The 16,721-nt window shown below is 54.7% G+C and carries 13 protein-coding genes; 10 read left to right on the forward strand and 3 right to left on the reverse strand.

The window, feature by feature from the left end:
* Nucleotides 1–5 precede the first annotated feature (5 nt).
* The 6 genes from IEY46_RS24735 to IEY46_RS24760 all read left to right on the forward strand — a co-directional run bounded on the left by IEY46_RS24735 (nucleotide 6) and on the right by IEY46_RS24760 (nucleotide 10,255).
* Entirely contained in the window at nucleotides 6–2,081 is a 2,076-nt protein-coding gene (locus tag IEY46_RS24735) for an alpha-galactosidase (protein ID WP_188996230.1), read from the forward strand.
* Nucleotides 2,082–2,238: 157 nt separating this feature from the next.
* Complete coding sequence (locus IEY46_RS24740; protein WP_308422837.1) at nucleotides 2,239–3,297, forward strand: LacI family DNA-binding transcriptional regulator; 1,059 nt, start codon at nucleotides 2,239–2,241, stop codon at nucleotides 3,295–3,297.
* A 431-nt stretch (nucleotides 3,298–3,728) separates the two neighbouring features.
* A complete protein-coding gene (locus IEY46_RS24745; RefSeq protein WP_188996232.1) occupies nucleotides 3,729–6,575 on the forward strand; it encodes a beta-galactosidase in 2,847 nt (948 codons plus the stop codon).
* Nucleotides 6,576–6,713: 138 nt separating this feature from the next.
* Complete coding sequence (locus IEY46_RS24750; protein ID WP_229750583.1) at nucleotides 6,714–7,583, forward strand: ABC transporter permease; 870 nt, start codon at nucleotides 6,714–6,716, stop codon at nucleotides 7,581–7,583.
* Between the two features lie 61 nt (nucleotides 7,584–7,644).
* A complete protein-coding gene (locus IEY46_RS24755) occupies nucleotides 7,645–8,562 on the forward strand; it encodes a carbohydrate ABC transporter permease (RefSeq protein ID WP_188996236.1) in 918 nt (305 codons plus the stop codon).
* A gap of 79 nt (nucleotides 8,563–8,641) precedes the next feature.
* Complete coding sequence (locus tag IEY46_RS24760) at nucleotides 8,642–10,255, forward strand: DUF3502 domain-containing protein (RefSeq protein ID WP_188996238.1); 1,614 nt, start codon at nucleotides 8,642–8,644, stop codon at nucleotides 10,253–10,255.
* A gap of 95 nt (nucleotides 10,256–10,350) precedes the next feature.
* Here the strand turns inward: IEY46_RS24760 and IEY46_RS24765 are convergent, their stop codons facing one another.
* The 3 genes from IEY46_RS24765 to IEY46_RS24775 all read right to left on the reverse strand — a co-directional run bounded on the left by IEY46_RS24765 (nucleotide 10,351) and on the right by IEY46_RS24775 (nucleotide 12,442).
* Entirely contained in the window at nucleotides 10,351–11,163 is an 813-nt protein-coding gene (locus IEY46_RS24765) for an MBL fold metallo-hydrolase (protein ID WP_188996240.1), read from the reverse strand.
* Between the two features lie 287 nt (nucleotides 11,164–11,450).
* The gene (locus IEY46_RS24770; RefSeq protein ID WP_188996242.1) at nucleotides 11,451–12,143 is read right to left on the reverse strand and encodes a PspA/IM30 family protein; all 693 of its coding nucleotides are present in this window, start codon (nucleotides 12,141–12,143) and stop codon (nucleotides 11,451–11,453) included.
* A gap of 65 nt (nucleotides 12,144–12,208) precedes the next feature.
* Nucleotides 12,209–12,442, reverse strand: a complete 234-nt coding sequence (locus IEY46_RS24775; protein WP_188996244.1) for a PspC domain-containing protein — start codon at nucleotides 12,440–12,442, stop codon at nucleotides 12,209–12,211.
* 246 nt (nucleotides 12,443–12,688) lie between these two features.
* On the opposite strand from IEY46_RS24775, the gene IEY46_RS24780 reads away from it, so the two are divergent.
* The 4 genes from IEY46_RS24780 to trpA all read left to right on the forward strand — a co-directional run bounded on the left by IEY46_RS24780 (nucleotide 12,689) and on the right by trpA (nucleotide 16,589).
* The gene (locus IEY46_RS24780) at nucleotides 12,689–13,291 is read left to right on the forward strand and encodes a carbohydrate-binding family 9-like protein (RefSeq protein ID WP_188996246.1); all 603 of its coding nucleotides are present in this window, start codon (nucleotides 12,689–12,691) and stop codon (nucleotides 13,289–13,291) included.
* Nucleotides 13,292–13,543: 252 nt separating this feature from the next.
* Entirely contained in the window at nucleotides 13,544–14,503 is a 960-nt protein-coding gene (locus IEY46_RS24785; protein WP_188996248.1) for a sugar-binding transcriptional regulator, read from the forward strand.
* 33 nt (nucleotides 14,504–14,536) lie between these two features.
* Complete coding sequence (trpB, locus tag IEY46_RS24790; protein ID WP_188996250.1) at nucleotides 14,537–15,823, forward strand: tryptophan synthase subunit beta; 1,287 nt, start codon at nucleotides 14,537–14,539, stop codon at nucleotides 15,821–15,823.
* Nucleotides 15,762–16,589, forward strand: coding sequence for a tryptophan synthase subunit alpha (gene trpA / locus IEY46_RS24795; protein ID WP_188996252.1), 828 nt, complete (start codon nucleotides 15,762–15,764; stop codon nucleotides 16,587–16,589). The genes trpB and trpA overlap by 62 nt, the downstream gene beginning before the upstream one ends.
* Nucleotides 16,590–16,721: the final 132 nt, after the last annotated feature.

A 16,721-nucleotide genomic window follows, 5' to 3' on the forward strand; every position in this document is an offset into this window, starting at 1 on the left:
TGCTAATGAATACGAACAGTCAGGGAAGCTTGACCAACGGGAAAATGGTTCTGCAATGGGATGTGCATAATGGCGGCGCGGCGAAGGGACTTTCGCTTGCCGGAGAGTCCGAGTGGCTCCATAATGGCGGCAGTCCGGAGTTTGCGGTCATCGCGGACGGCGAGCGCATCGATGCGTTAACCGAGGGCGTTATTTTCCTGGGGGATGAGGTTAACGAAGCCGGGCACGGCTCGCGGCTGCGGGAAAACCGTTGGCGTCTCGATCGGAAGAAACTAACCATCTGCAGCTTTACGAAGCTGTTTCCGGAAGCGGGGACCATAGAGAAGTGGCTGACGGTCACCAGCGACAGCGATCAGGACGTCGTGATCTCGCGAATGGATTCCATTTCGTACCGGCTGAAAGCTGCCGAATATGAGCTGATGTACTATACCAGCGATTGGGGCCAGGAATTTGAAAGCATCAGAGAGAAGCTGGAGCAGGATGTGGTAATCGAAACCCGCCACGGGCGTTCCTCCAAAGGGCAGCATCCCTGGTTCGCCTTGTACAGGGAGGATGGCGGCATTCTGGCAGGATCGGCGATGTGGTCAGGTAACTGGCAATTCCGGTTCGAAAGGCTTGCGGATGGCGGATATGCCGTCAGCGGCGGACTGAGCGAATGGGAGTTTGCGAAGGTGCTGCAGCCGGGCGAAACGGTGGAGAGCGTGCATGTTGCCCTGGGCCTTGGCACATCGGGCAATCTGAATACCGTTTCCGTCGATTTTGCCAAGGTAGGTCGGGCGTTCTGGTATCCCTCCAACCTGCTGTCCAAGCGGCTCCCGGTGGAATGGAACCATTGGTGGCCATACAATGATGTGCTGATTGATGAACAGGTATTCAAGGACAATGTGGATGCCGCAGCCGAACTGGGGGTGGAAGTGTGCACATTGGATGCAGGCTGGTTCGGGCCGTCAGATCCTTCAACGCACTGGTTCGATTACCGCGGGGATTGGGATCTGGTAAACACGGTACGGTTCCCTGGCGGAATCCGCGCTTTGTCGGACTATGTCCACGACAAGGGAATGATGTTCGGGCTCTGGTGCGAGATCGAGGCTCTTGGCCAACATGCGCGCCTGGCCGAGCGTCACCCGGAATTTGTGGCGAGCCGGGGAAGCGAACGACTGGGATACGTCTGCATGGGTAGTCCCGAGGCGCAGGAATGGGCGTATGAGGTGCTCGACCGGATCATTACCAGCTACAACTGCGATTGGATCAAGCTGGATTTCAACCTTGATCCGGGCGCAGGCTGCAGCCGTACCGATCACGGTCATGGCGCGGGCGACGGACTTTATGCCCACTACAGCGGCTATTACGCGGTGTTGGAGCGTATTCGTGCGACGCACCCGGAAGTCGTTCTGGAGAACTGCGCATCCGGAGGGCTGCGCATCGATCTTGGACTGATGAAACAGTCGCATAACGTGTTTCTGAGCGATCCCGATTGGCCGGAGCACAGCCTCCAGCTGTTCTGGGGCGCTTCCACGATGCTGGCTCCCGATGTTTGCCTGCACTGGGGGTACAGCGACTGGATGTCCGATGAGAATGGGAAGCATGCATTCCAGAATTTCGATCCCCTCGATCCGGACATGAAGGCGCATCAGCTGGATTATTACATCCGGACCGGGATGCTTGGCGGTTACGGAATGTCGCAGAAGCTTCCCGATCTTCCGCAATGGGTACGCGAGCGGTTTGCGTGGAATATCCGGCTGTACAAGGAACATATCAGGCGGTTTGTCGGAGCGGGGGATGTACGCCGTCTGACGGATCAGCCGAAACGGGAGGGGCGGGGCGACCGCTTTGCTGCTTTCCAATATTCGATTGCCTCTGGCGATGAGCACTTATTGCTTGTATTTCGGCTGCATGGGGCCGAGCCGAGCCGCCATATCCGGCTGGCGCAGTTGGATGCGGACCGCTTTTACCGGCTGGACTGGCTTTGCGAAAACCGGGATCTGACGGTGCAGGGGAGCGAGCTTATGGAGCGGGGGCTTTATTTCGACGGATTGGAAGAGGAAGACTCATCCGTGATCCGGATTCAACCGGTTGATTAAGGGTTGAGTGCTTGCGATTACGAAAGCGGGGCGGACAATAATGTCGGCTCTGCTTTTTTTTTCAGCGGTTCTATATTTTTGTCCACGATTTTGCTATTCTTAGAAAAACCATTCAAGCTCCCCTTCACATTATCGGAAAGAGAGAGGTATCAAGAGCATGATCAAACCCGTGACCGTTTACGATATTGCCAAAGAAGCCAATGTTTCGGTCGCCACAGTCTCGCGGGTCCTTAACAACAGCGCTCCCGTCAAGGAGTCCACCCGGGAGAAGATTGCCGGCATTATCGCCAAGCACCAGTTTCAGCCGAATGCCCTTGCAAGGAGTCTGTTCAAGAAAGAGACAGGCATGATCGGGATTATCCTGCCGGACATCACCAATCCTTTTTTTCCCGAAGTGCTGTCCGGATTGGATATTGAGGCAAGAAGCAAAGGCTATACGTTCTTCCTTTGCGATTCGGTATCCTCAAACCGCGACTTCACCGAGCAATACGACCGGGAAACCCGTTTTCTCAATATTCTTATGGAAAAGCAGGTCGACGGCATTGTTCTGATTGGCGGCCGTATTAATCTGGCCAAACCGTCCAAGGAAATGGTCCAGGAAGTGGTGGAAGCGGGCAAGCGGGTTCCCGTTCTGCTGATCAACGGCAATCTGCCGGGAGCCTCGCTTCACCGGGTTGCGGTGGACGAGAAGAAGGGCGCGGAGCTTGCTGCCCGCCATCTCGTGGAGCTGGGGCATCGTAATATCGCGTTCATCGGCGGATTTAAACAGATGTCCAATACGATTCAAAGGATTCAGGGATTCCGGAATGTGCTGCGCGAAAGCGGCATTAAAGAGCGGAGCGATTGGATCCGTACCGGAGGTTTTTCCGTAGCCCAAGGAATTGAGCTGGCCGAAGAACTGCTCCAACTGCCGATAGGGGAGCGGCCGACCGCGCTGCAATGCGCCAATGATCTGGTCGCTATCGGTGCACTTAAAGCGGCACGACGGGAAGGCATCTCCGTTCCGGAGCAGCTTTCGATTGTCGGATTTGACGATATTCCGTTTGCCGCCCACAGTATTCCGGAGCTGACGACGGTTTCCTTGAAGTGCCATGAAGTCGGCCGGACAGCCGCTGGCGTGATGGATAAGCTGATTACGCGGACGAAAGTCGCCAAGACGACGATCCTGTCTCCGGAGCTGGTTGTACGGGAATCGACTGCTCCTCCAGCCGTGTGACCAGCCAGGCAAGGCGGAATAGAAGAAGCGGGAAATAGCTAAAGAATAGGACGACGAGACGGTGGCGGCGAATGTGGATGCGAGCTTCGACCGGTATCCGGATAGCTGCCCGGCTGGGAACGATGTACCCGGTCAGCGAAAAAAATCGTTGACAGAATGGAAAGCACATACTAAAATCAAAAAAAAGAAAGCCCTTACATTGTGCCAGACAGTTTAGGCTGCATGGAATGATTCGAAAGACGCGATACACCAAATTGGACCGCTGACTTAATTAGAGAATTCCGTCCTGGACGCTCCGCTCTAAATAAAGCACACAACCGGTACAAGAAGTGTATTTATTTTTTGGTCATAATGTAACGGGTTTCATGAATCCGGTTACATTAATCGGGTGAAGTTGCGCGTAAGACGTTAACTTTGAGGAGGATCATAATTTGGACGTATCGATCAATAAGCTGCCTACTGTTTCCATGTCCGGTCATGCCTTGCATCTGAATGGATCTCCCGAAATTTTGCTCTGCGCTTCTTTGTTCTATTTCCGTATCCCGAAGGCCCATTGGGGGGAGCGGATGCAGCAGCTCAAGTCGATCGGATACCGTTCCATCGATGTCTACTTTCCTTGGAATCATCATGAACTCACGGAAGGCTGCTGGGATTTTGAAGGAGAGAAGGATGCCGCTTTCTTTCTGAAGCTCGCGGCGGAGGCAGGACTTTGGGTGGTTGCCCGGCCTGGTCCTTATATTTGCTCCGAGTGGGACGGGGGCGGACTTCCCGGCTATCTGCTGGCCGACACGACGCTGAAACTGCGCGACAACGATCCGACTTACTTGAAGGCCGTGGAACGCTGGTTTGACCGTATCCTTCCGATACTGGCTCCGTTTCAGGCGGACCGGGGAGGAACGATTATCGGCGTTCAGCTGGAGAATGAACTCGACTTCTACGGATGTCAGGATCCTGCCGGTTATATCGGCTCGCTGCGGGATATGGCGCGCGGCCACGGTATTACGGTCCCGCTGCTCGCCTGTGCAGGCCAAGGCGGACTCTGGGAAGCGTCGGGTTTTGCCGACGATGTTGTCGTGACCTGCAACTTTTATCCCAATGACTTGGACGCCCACTTCGAGGAGAAAGTGCTCCATTACCGCGAACAACTGGAAGCCCGCGGCATGCCGCTGCTCGTTACGGAAACGAACCGGTCGCATTTTCTGCTGCGGCGTCTGCTCTCGGCGGGCACCAAGCTGCTGGGTCCTTATCTGCAAGTATCGGGGACGGATTTTGGTTTCACGAACGCAACGAACAACTGGGGCAGCCCGCTTGCTTTTCTCACGTCCGATTATGATTTCGGCGGCATGATCTCTCCCGAAGGCCATCTTAGGGAGGAGGCCTATGAGGGCCGTATGCTCGCCCGTCTGCTTGCCGCATATGGTCCTTCTCTTGGCGGGGCTAAGGCGCAAGGACGAAGGGGAGTGCTGGAAGCCGGCGATGGTTTGGACCCGGAGGGGCTGATCGGACCTTTCAGTCTGCGGCTGGCAGAGGGCGGAGAGCTGCTGTTTCTGGCAAACGCAGGCTCCTCTGAAGCAGACGTGGCGGTGCGGCTGGAGGACACCGCGCTGCATGGGAAAACGCGGCTCGCCGCAGCAGGAGGCTCTGCTATTCTGCCGTACGAGGTGCCGCTTGCACACTGGCAGCTGCCCGGCAGACTTGCCTTCTCAACCGCTGAGCTCTATTGGGCTCAGCATGGAGGGAATACGACGGTCCTTTCCTTTCATGCGGAGGGAGAGTCGCACATTCTGCTGGAGCTGCCGGAAACCGCGGTGGTCCGGGTCCCGGAGGCGGCTGTCACCCGCGAAGGAAGCATCACCGTTCTGGTTTTTCCGCCACCCGGCGAAGATACGCTGCATGGCGAGGTCGGGTTTGACGACGGCCGCACACTGAAGCTGCTGCTGAGCGGCAGGCGCTCGGCGCTGGATATGGAATCGCTGGATGAGCGCTGCGAGCCGATCCTGCGTCAGCATTCGGCCACGCGAAGCGGCCCGAAAGAAACAAATCATGACGCAGCCGCGGCGGAAAACGTGGCCGGCGGGCAGCCGCAAGCCTGGACGCGCTCGATGATCTCCGGCACGGAAGCGCCGGCGCACACGGAGCGTATCAGCAGCGACAGAGCGCTCGTCCTGGAGGAGGCGGGAATCTATCGCGGCTATGCGTGGTATGGGGCGGCCGTTGAGCTGCCGCCGGGAAGGGCGGTCAAGGGCTGGCTGCTTCGGAAGGGCAGCGATGTCGTTTCCTTGTACGCCGACGGCCGCTATCTGGGTACTTCGGTCCCTGGTGGGAGCAGCCGTTACCTTGAGGAGACGGATCCCGCATCCGTCGCCGCCGCCCAGAGGATGGCCGCCCGCGTAGAAATCTGGGGCCATACCAATTTCCATGATCCGCGCCTGCCGGCGCTCAGACTCTTGTCCTTAAAGGGCATAGCCGGAATCGCCACCATTTGGGGCCGGTACGATCTGTCCGGCAACTGGGCAATAAGGTTGAAGAATGAAGCATCACCCGCCACGGCCGGCAGCGGCGATCGGCCGATCGTCGACTTTGGAGGCTGGCTGTCGGATGAGGAGCTGCAGCTCCATGAGTTTCGGAGAAGCTTCAAGGCTGCCGCGGACGCAAACAGCTGGACCTTGCATTTCCAGGGATTCGAAGCCTATGCCCGCGTTCTGGTTAACGGACGGGAGGCAGGGGAGATTCGATCAATCGATCCATACGTTGATATCAGCGCGTTTGTCACGCCGGGCGGGGAGACGGAGCTTACCTTGCGCTTGGAACGATTCCAGGGTGCTCCCGTCGGCCAGGTCTTTCTCTACGAAGGAACGGAAGCGGCCGATTGGTCCTTGGCCGGAGCCGGAGAGCAGGAGCTTGCCAGGCAGGCTTCAGAGCTTCGAAGCCAAGGGGCTTCGACTTCGGCTTGGGAGCAGCTGCCCTTGACACTCGATTCAGGCACGGTGGCCTGGCTGTTCGGGGAAATCGGGCTCTCGGCCGAAGGACGCGGCTACCGCGTTCATGTTCAGGGTAACGGCCTGAAGCTGACCGTCCTGTTGAATGACCGCATCGTCGGACGCTTGTGGCTGCCGGGCGGGGAAGAACGCCCTGTGATGACGGGAGGCAGCCCGGATTCCTTCTATCTGCCTGGACCTTGGATGGCGGAAAAGGGCTGCTGCCTGTCGGTCATGCTGGAAGCCGTCGACTCCGGAGCTCCCGGACAGCTGGATGCGTTCACCTTTTTACCTGTATAGCCTCATGCGGACTATTAATTATCCGGAAGGGAAGGAAGACCTATGGCTACTCTGATTAAACCCCGTACGGCCGCGAAAGCCGCAGCCGACAAGGGAGGCCGGTTCAGACGGTTTTGGAACAGCCGGGTATTGCTGCTGATGTGCCTGCCCGCCATTGTGTTCTTCATTATCTTCGCTTATCTGCCGATGCCCGGGCTGTATCTGGCGTTCATCAGGTACAACTATACGGACGGGATCTTTCATAGTCCGTTTATCGGCTTTGAGAACTTCCGCTTTCTGGTTATGACCGGCGACCTCTGGAGGCTGACCTTCAATACGGTCGCCTACAATATCGCGTTCATTCTGATCGGCAATGTGCTGCAAATATTCGTCGCTGTGCTGCTTAATGAAATCCGGCGCAAGTGGTTTAAAAAAGTGTCGCAGACCCTCATGTTTCTGCCTTATTTCATCTCGGCCGTCCTGATTGGACTCATTGCCTACAACATCCTCAGTTACGATTACGGGGTGTTGAACGGCATTCTGAAATCGTTTGGGATGGAGCCTGTCAAAACCTATTCCGATCCTACGCTCTGGCCGTTCATTATCGTATTCACCTACCTGTGGCAGTCAACGGGATACGGATCGATCATTTATTTCGCCGCTATTATGGGGCTGGATAAGGAGATTGTGGAAGCATCCGAGATCGACGGGGCCAATGCCTTTCAGCGGATTCGCCATATTACGCTGCCCTGGCTGAAGCCGACCTTCATTATCCTGCTGCTATTCTCGCTTGGCGGCATTCTGAAAGGCAATTTCGGATTATTCTACAACCTTGTCGGCGCCAACAATACCGCTTTGTATCCTACGACTGATATTATCGAGACGTTTGTGTTCCGGTCGTTGATGACCAATTTCAACTTCTCGATGGGAAGTGCCGTCAGTCTGTACCAATCGGTCTTCGGTTTTGCCGTCGTCTTGTCCGCCAATTGGTTCGTCCGCAAAACGTCGCCGGAGAATTCCTTGTTCTAGGGCGTATGGATGACAGGTGCAAAGAAAAGTCCACCCGGACAGACTTCAGGAGGAGGAAGCAATGGAAAAATCGCTAGCGCCGCCGGTCAAACGCATCCGGCGGGATGCCACGGAGTTTACCGTCCAGTTTGTCGGCTATGTGTTCATCGGCCTGTTTGCGCTTTGCTGCGTGCTGCCCTTTCTGCTTGTGCTGGGCACATCGTTTACGGCCGAGAGCTCCATCAAGCTCTCCGGCTTTAATTTCTGGCCCAAGGAGTTCAGTACCTTCGCCTACCGGATTGTATTCGAGAACCCCGGACTGATCATCGGCTCCTATGTCGTTACGATGGCGCTGACTATCGTGGGCACAGCCATCGGGTTGTTCCTCGTAGCCATGACAGGCTACTGTCTCCAGCGTCCCGATTTTCAGTACCGCAATGGAATTTCCTTCTTCATTTATTTCACCACGTTGTTCTCCGGCGGGCTGGTGCCTTTCTACCTGCTGATTACCCAGTATTTGAGTCTGAAGGACAACTATCTGGCCGTTCTTCTGCCAGGGCTGCTCACGCCATTTCTGATCATCATGATGAAAAGCTTCGTCCGTTCGATCCCGCATGCGATCACAGAGTCGGCCAAAATCGACGGGGCAGGAGACTTCACAATCTTTCTGAAGCTGATCCTTCCCATGACGACACCCGCTCTGGCTACAATCGGCCTGTTCATAGCACTGGGTTACTGGAACGAATGGTACAACTCCATGCTGTTTCTGTCCCCCGATGTCAAATACCGGCCTTTGCAGCTGTTTCTCTACAATGTCATCACGAGCGCCGATTTTATCAAAAACTCGTCCGCCGCTTCCAATGTGCAATTAAGGGACGTGCCGCTGGAGTCCATGAAGATGGCGACAGCTATCGTGGCTACGGGGCCGGTCATTCTTTTTTACCCGTTCGTGCAGCGGTATTTCATTAAAGGTATCACGGTAGGCGCCGTAAAAGGATGATGGGGACGGACGCCCGGTTAGAAGACGGGATTCCTTCGCATACATGTTCTAAATCAAGAAGAGAAGGGGAGGCAAGTGTATGTTTAATATGAAAAAAGCATTTCTGCTGATGACGGCGCTGGTGATGGTGTTCACTCTGACCGCATGCTCCGGGGAGAAAAAAGATAATGGGAGCAAGGACGGAAATACAGGCTCCGGCAAAGATGCGGGGGCGGAAGTAGATAACGGTTCAGACAAGGCCATTGACACTTCCAAGCTTGTGAAAATCAGCTATGTGGTGCTGGGCGACAAACCGAAGAACGGGCAGTTCGAGAAAGTGCTCGACAAAATCAATGAAAAAATGAAAGCCAAAATCAATGTGCAGCTGGAGTGGAAATGGGTGGAATGGGCGGATTGGCAAACCAAATACAATCTGCTGCTTGCTTCCGGCGAGCCTGTGGACCTGATCACGATCGGGACGGACTGGCTGGATACATGGGGAAATGCGCAGCGCGGCGCGTTCCTGCCGCTCGACGGCCTATTGGAGAAATATGCGCCGGAGACGTTTAATTCCATTCCGAAGGAGGATTGGGACGAAAGCAAAAACGACGGCAAAATCATCCTCATCCCGGAGAACGATTATACGCAATGGGTCAACCACGGCTTCTACTACCGCGGCGACTGGGCCAAGGAAGCGGGCATTACGGAGCCCGTCAAGGATTGGGAAACGATCGGCAAATACCTGCAATATGTGAAAGACAATAAAAAAGGCGTTGTTCCTTGGGACACTTCGGCTGGAACCAGCACTTTCGGCGGGTTCACGGCTTCGTACACCGATGAGCTGGAGCTTCCGATATCAACCGGATACCTGCCGGTATTCACGACCAAGTCGTATGATGAACGTTACACCGCAGCTAGTCCGGTTTTCGAGGATACGTTCCTGTCTTTCGCCACGATGATGAAGGAATGGGCAGACAAGGGGTATTGGCGCGAGGATGTGCTGAACAACAAAACGGACAACCGCGAAGCGCTCAAGGCGGGACTTTCGGGCCTTGATCAGCATCATACGCAGACATTCGGCGGTCTTCGCGTAGAGATGGACAAAAAACAGCCAGGCTCGGAGCTGCAGATGTTCCCGTTCAGCCGCACACGCGGCAATAACCTGCTGGAGCTGTCTATTACCCACGGCGGCACATCGGTTGGCGCGCATAGCAAAAATCCGGAGCGTGCGCTGATGGCTTATGATCTGCTTCGGAACGACGAAGAAATCTATCACCTGCTCAACTACGGCATTGAAGGCGTACAATATGAAGTCGTAGACGGCAAACGCCAACAGCCTGCTGGCTACAATGAAGCGAAGGACGCATTCTATTCCGACTTCTGGGGCGGCCGGGTCGACAAGTTTGAAATTCCGAGCGTCACCACTTGGGACCAACTGGAAAGCACGCTTTACGATGAATACAACCAAATCAAAAAACCTTATCCATACGGCCAGTTTGTCTTCGACAAATCGCCCGTTGAATCGGAGCTGACCGCTATTTCTCAAGTGACCGGAGAGCTCGGCCCGGCTATTACCTACGGCAAGGCCGGCGATCCGGCCAAAGCAGTGGAAGAATTCCGCAGCAAGCTGAAGACAGCCGGGTACGATAAAGTGCTCGCGGAGCTGCAGAAGCAGCTGGATGCGTTCAAAACAAAAATGGAAAGCCAAAGCTAATAACCGCCGGTGGCGGCAGCATCTGGAATGCAGTCCCGCAAGCGGCAAGAAGCCGATCTTCCGATAAAGGAAGGTCGGCTTTTTCATCTATTGCGTCAGTCGCGAAGCAGCTTGATGTTGTTCTGATGGCTGCGGGTCAGACTCAGCGAATAGCGGTAGCCCTGCCGCTCCAGGAAACGCTCGAACGGTGCCTGATTGCCGGATTCCGCTTCCGCCTCGGCCAGATTCAGATAATCGTGCGATACCCTCACGCGCCGTTCCATTTCCGACTGCTGCTCCGTTACAGAGCCGTGGCCGGGAATCATGACCCGGATAGAACCGCTTTTGATTAACCGCTGCATGGTGTTCAAGGTTTCGCGGTACTCGGGAAAACTGTAATAAACGAACGGGAACTCAATGTCGGAGGCGTAGTCGCCGGCGATCAGCAGCCCCAGCGGCTCAATCACGGTCAGGATGCCGTCGGGATTATGGCCATGGGCGATGTAGAAGGTTAATGCAGTATTGCCGATATGCAGCGTCTGGCCTTCTTCGCGGATCACGTAATCGACAGGCGGATACAGCAAATCGTAGGGCCGGTCCAAATAACCTTCGTCGTCATAAAGCTGAACCTCGCGGATGGCCTGTTCCTGATCGGTTTGCTCCGCAAAGGCTTGTCCGGCAATTGTGATCGCATCCGTGAATGCCCCATAGCCGGCAATATGGTCGAAGTCGGAATGGGTGAAAAGCAGATATAGCGGCCGTGAATCCCGGATCTCGTCAATATGATAGCGGATCGCCTGGATCTCGGAAGGCAGGTAGCCCGGATCCACCAGCAGCAGCAGATCCTCCGTTTCAATAATTGATGTATTCATGCGGTACATAAGACTGGATGTGACCCGTACAAAAGGACGGCTGTAAATAATATTCATTCGCCTACTCCTCTCTGATCTTCCAATTAGAACGCATTTTCTTCATTATCGCTTTATTTGTGCGAATCGTCATTCATTAATTGGCAGTCATTAAGAAAAAAGTCCGAAAGAATAATGAATATCGAAGAAAAAAGCCTCCTTCGAGGTCTGCGCGCTTCTAAACGCAGACTGTTGAAGGAGGCCTTTATTTGATGTTATTATAGCCTGATGTGGAGCTGCAACTGCAATTGCAGCGTCATTTTCCCCGCGGGGTAACGGGCGGAAAAAGGATTCACATCATTCACCGTTTAGGCGTTTGTCCGTTTGCGAAGCTGCTCCAGCTGCTCGTCGATCAGCGATTCCTTCGCCGATTGCTCAGCGGAATCCGTCGTGAATGTGCCAGCTGTTCCGGCAGCTCCGGCATGACCGTATGGCGTTTTTTTCACTTGCGCATAAGCTTCCCACTGATTGATTTTGTCTTCCATCCGCTGGAAACCGCGGGCAGCGCTGCCTTCTTCGAAGCCATAGCTGAAGCTTGGCGTGGACGAATGAGTTTTGGCTGCCGTTTGCTGCATGCGGGCCACCAATTCCTCGCGTTTTTTCTGCATGACCTTCAGTTCGGCTTTGGCATCTTCCAAGCGCTGGGTCAGCTCGGCGATACGGCTTTTTGCATTTTCCTGCCATACGGCAGCTTCATGCGCTTTCTCCGTATAATGCAGCTTGGCTGCGAGAGCTTCGCGGGCAGCCGCTTCAAGACCATTCGTTATGGCCTCCAGCGCCTTTGCCTCGTACATGTCCGCAATGCGGCCGGCTTCCTCCGCCTGCTGTCCATGAATGCGGACCGCGGCCTCCTGCTTGTGAAGCTCTGCCTGCATACCTTCGATTTCCGTCTGCATATTGCGTACATAGTGGTTGAGCATCATACCCGGTTCTTCCAGCTTATCCATCAGCTCGTTGGCCGCTGCTTTGGTCATATTGACTAGTCTGTTTAAAACTCCCATTGTTCATACACTCCTTTATGTTGGTTGTTCATTTTTGCAGTTATCTTGATGTGCCTGTTATTCCATTAGTTGTACGGGTTGTAATGAAAGTTATGCATGTCCATAATCGGATTCTCGGGCTCTTTGGGAATGATAAAGCTTGCGAGCAGGTAGATCAGGAAGATGCTGCCAGCGCTGAAGCATCCTACAGCGACCATGATAACCCTGAGGATTGTCGGGTCAATACCGAGATATTTGCCAAGGCCTCCGCATAATCCGGAGATTTTCCGATCTGTTCTGGAGAGATATAGTTTGTTCATAAGTGACAAACTCCTTTCTTATTTTCAAGGGTGATGGGATTCGGCTTCATTCGATAATCTTATTGTAGCTTTCCTGGGGAAGGTCTAAAACAGTCCCGCGGCGGTTTTTGATGCTGGCCTTAAGGCGGGGGACCTATCCGACTCAAGGGGCAGAAGTACCGAAAATAACCATTTACAGGGAACTGGCAATCTGGGATGATAGGGTCAATGTGTATATAAATCAACAGAAGAGAGGAGCATTTTAAAATGGAAGAAAGCCGTTTATACCGTTGTCTGGAGACCGTTAACGCGGAAGATGCCTGGGAACAGGCAGCGCGTATACAATTGTCTGAGGTCGTGACGGGCGCAGTACCCGAAGCGCTTACCTATGTTCAGGCTTATTGGAATAATGAGGGTCTGTACATACGCTTTACAAGCCAGGACGATTATATCGTCTCGGACTACACCAAGCATGACGAGCCTTTGTACGAGCAGGATGTGGTGGAAGTGTTTATCGATGAAACCGGTGACGGGCATGAGTATCTGGAGCTTCAAATCAGCCCGTATAACGTTATTTTCGATGCGTACATCACCAACGATCTCCAAGGGAGCATTGATGTCCGTACCGAATGGCATTTCGATGGTCTGCAAAGCATTGTTGAACCGGCTGAGAGCGGCTGGACACGGTATGATATCCATATCCCGATGCGGAATTTCAAACGCCCGATCTCGGCGGGGGACAAGTGGCGGATTAACTTTTACCGGATCGACGACAAGCGGGACGGTCGGCGTGAATATACCGCCTGGCAGCCGACAGGCATCGTGAATTATCATGTGCCGGCGAAATTCGGCCGGCTGGAATTTGTTTAAGCAGTTATAGACTTGAAGCGTGTATGCAGCAGTCTTGGAATCCTTTTGCAAGTGGAAGGGCTCCAAGGCTGTTTTTTTCTGCCCAGTGGATTCAGAATGTTTATTCCAAGTGCTCATTCCAGGTGCTCACTTGGCTCATGGGTCAGAATTTCCAGGGTTTACAATTTGCCGGCTGCAGTCGTATACTATGTACATAAGTTCTATTAATGAACAAATGTACATAATGAGATACGAAAGGTGCAAAGAACCCCTATGTCCGAGATGAATCATGAACGTTTCCGGCTGCTGGTGAAAATTTGCCGGCTCTATTACGAGGATGGCTTGAATCAGCAGGAAATCGCCAAGCGCCTGGGCATTTCGCGCCCGCATGTCAGCCGGATGCTTACGGCGGCCAAGAATGAAGGGATTGTGCGCATTTCCATTAACAATCCGTTCTCCACGGAACAGGAGCTGGAGCGGACGCTTATTGAAACATTCGGCATTCACGATGCGCTGATCGTGGATTCGCCGGAAGCTCGCGGGGATAAGCTGTATGAACAGCTGGGCCGTACAAGCGCAGCTTTGCTGGAGTCGGTGCTGAAGGACGGCGATATCGTGGGCGTGATGGCTGGCAGGACCGTTGCCAGTGTGGCGGACGAGATCTATTTCGCCAGGGAAGGGCTTCAGTTCGTGCCTTTGGTCGGAGGCTGGGGCTCCGCGGGCGCTGCCTGGCATGCCAGCTCCAACACCATGACCTTCGCCAGCAAGCTGAAAGCGAAATATTGGCTTATGCATGCGCCTGCCGTTGTAGCGAGTGAAGCGACCGGGGCGCTGCTGCGACAGGAACCGGAGATCGGAAAGGTGCTTGACCTTGCGCAGCGCAGCCGGGTAGCGATCGTCAGTATCGGCGAAGCGGGCGAGCAGGCGACGATGGTCACATCGGGAAGCTTCAGCGCGGAGGATATGGCTCAGCTGCGGGCACAGGGAGCTGCCGCGAATCTGTGCGGTTCTTTTCTGGACGGGGACGGACAGGAGATGGTCTATCCCGGGAGCGGCCGGTTCATCGGCCTGTCCGCGGGCGAGCTGCGGGGGATTCCCAATGTCATCGCGGTTGCCGGGGGCCTAAGCAAGGTAGAAGCCATAACAGCCGTTCTGCGCGGCAGATGGATCGACATTCTGGTGACGGATGCGGCGACAGCCAAGGCCGTTATGGCTTTTCATCATCAGCAATAAGGGAGAACAGGCAACAGGAAGGGGATCATTCCAATGACAAATCATGCGGCGGGCTCCATACCCGATGCAGCGAATACGCTGGTTTCTGAAAATGGTTATTACGGTGCTTACGGAGGGTCGTTTATCCCGGAAATACTGGTACCTGCCTTCGCGGAGATCAGCCGGCATTTTGAAGAAATCCGGCATGACGGGGATTTCTGGCAGCGATACTGCGCCCTGCTTGCCAATTACTCCGGGCGGCCCACGCCTCTGACCTACGCGGACCGGCTGACGGCACATTTCGATAGAGCGAAGATCTACATCAAACGGGAGGATCTGAATCATACCGGAGCGCATAAGCTCAATAATGCGCTGGGGCAGGCGCTGCTTGCCAAGCGGATGGGCAAGACGCGTATTATTGCCGAGACAGGCGCGGGCCAGCATGGGGTGGCGACAGCAACGGTTGCGGCCAAGCTCGGTTTATCCGCGACGATCTATATGGGACGCGAGGATATGGAGCGCCAGTATGCCAATGTGTTCTGGATGAAGCGGCTTGGAGCGGAGGTTGTCGGCGTCGATTATGGCTCCCAGACCCTGAAGGATGCCATTAATGAAACGCTGCGGGATTGGGTGTCGAGCTTTGAGACCACGCATTATGTGCTGGGAACAGCCTCGGGTGCGCATCCGTTTCCCGCTATCGTCGCTTTCTTTCAATCCATCATCGGCGTCGAGACAAAGGATCAGATTCTGCAGGCAGCTGGCCGTCTGCCGGATCGCGTATATGCCTGCGTCGGCGGGGGCTCCAATGCGCTGGGCGTATTTCAGGCGTTCTTCCCTCATGACGAGGTGGGTCTGGTCGGAGTGGAGGCAGGCGGCCAGGGCAGGGATTCGAGCAACCATGCCGCCCGGATTGCTTACGGGGAAGGGAAACCGGGCGTTGCCCAGGGCTACAGGACGATGTTCCTGCAAAACAGCGACGGCCAGATGAAGGATACGTACAGCATCGCCGCCGGCCTGGATTATGTCGGGGTATCCCCGATATTGGCTGACTTATCGGAGAAAGGCCGGGTGCGTTTTGCGGCTGCCACCGATGCGGAAGTGGTCGAAGCGCTGCAGCTTGTGATGAAGACGGAGGGGCTGATTCCGGCACTGGAGTCGACGCATGCTTTTGCTGGAGCGTTCCAGGATATTGCCGAATCTTCGAAATCGGACATTTTCATCATCAATATGTCCGGACGCGGCGACAAGGACATCTTTAACATAGCGGAGGGGTTGCAGGATGAAGAATGGAAAGGGTTTATCAAGCGGAAGAACAGCCAATTCGAAGATCAGTCTCGCTGAAGAGATAAGCAGCAGGCGCGGGGAAAAGCCGATTCAACTGATGACCCATCAGATTCTGGGTTACCCTGATTTCGATACCAATTACGAAATGATCCGCTTGTTCCACGAAAGCGGCGTAGACCTGGTGGAGCTTCAGCTTCCGTTCTCGGAGCCGATTGCCGATGGGCCGGTATTTCTAAAAGCTAATCAAGCGTCGCTGGCAAGCGGCACCACTACCCGGCAGTGTTTGGATTTTGCCCGGCGGGTAGCGGAGGATTTTCCCGGCATCTCGTTTCTGTTGATGACTTACTATAATGTCGTGCTGCAATACGGCACGGAAGCATTCACCCTGGAATGCGCGGATATGGGCATTCGCGGCCTGATTGTGCCCGATGCGTATCCGGAGGAGAGCGGAACGTTCCTGGAGGCATGCCGCGAATATGCCGTGGAGCCGATTCTGATCGCGACGCCGTATACGCCGGATGACCGTCTGGGTTACCTGGCCGGACAGACAGGAGGGTTTCTTTATTGTGCGGCGCGCAAAGGGGTTACCGGCTCGAAAACCTCCTTCGGCGGAGAAACAGATGCCTTCTTGTCCCGGGTCGCAGGCTATGCCAAGACGCCGGTCGCCGTCGGCTTCGGCATTCAGAGCGCCGAGGATGTCGCTTATCTTCGGGGGAAATGCGATATCGCCATTATTGGAACCCAGCTGCTGAAGGTACTGGAGCAGGAGGGGCTTGCAGGCGTTGAGCGGTTTCTGGGGTCGCTGAATGGGCTAATGGAATAATTGCCTCTTCATCTGTATGCGCCTGATTTTAAACGTGTCACATTTTCGAAACCTTTCACTGATTTCCATCTTTTAGCGATATCATGAACCCAATCGGAAAATCGACGATTTATTTTCGTGTCAGGTTTGAAA

The sequence above is a fragment of the Paenibacillus nasutitermitis genome, assembly GCF_014641075.1.
GTDB lineage: Bacteria > Bacillota > Bacilli > Paenibacillales > Paenibacillaceae > Paenibacillus_Z > Paenibacillus_Z nasutitermitis.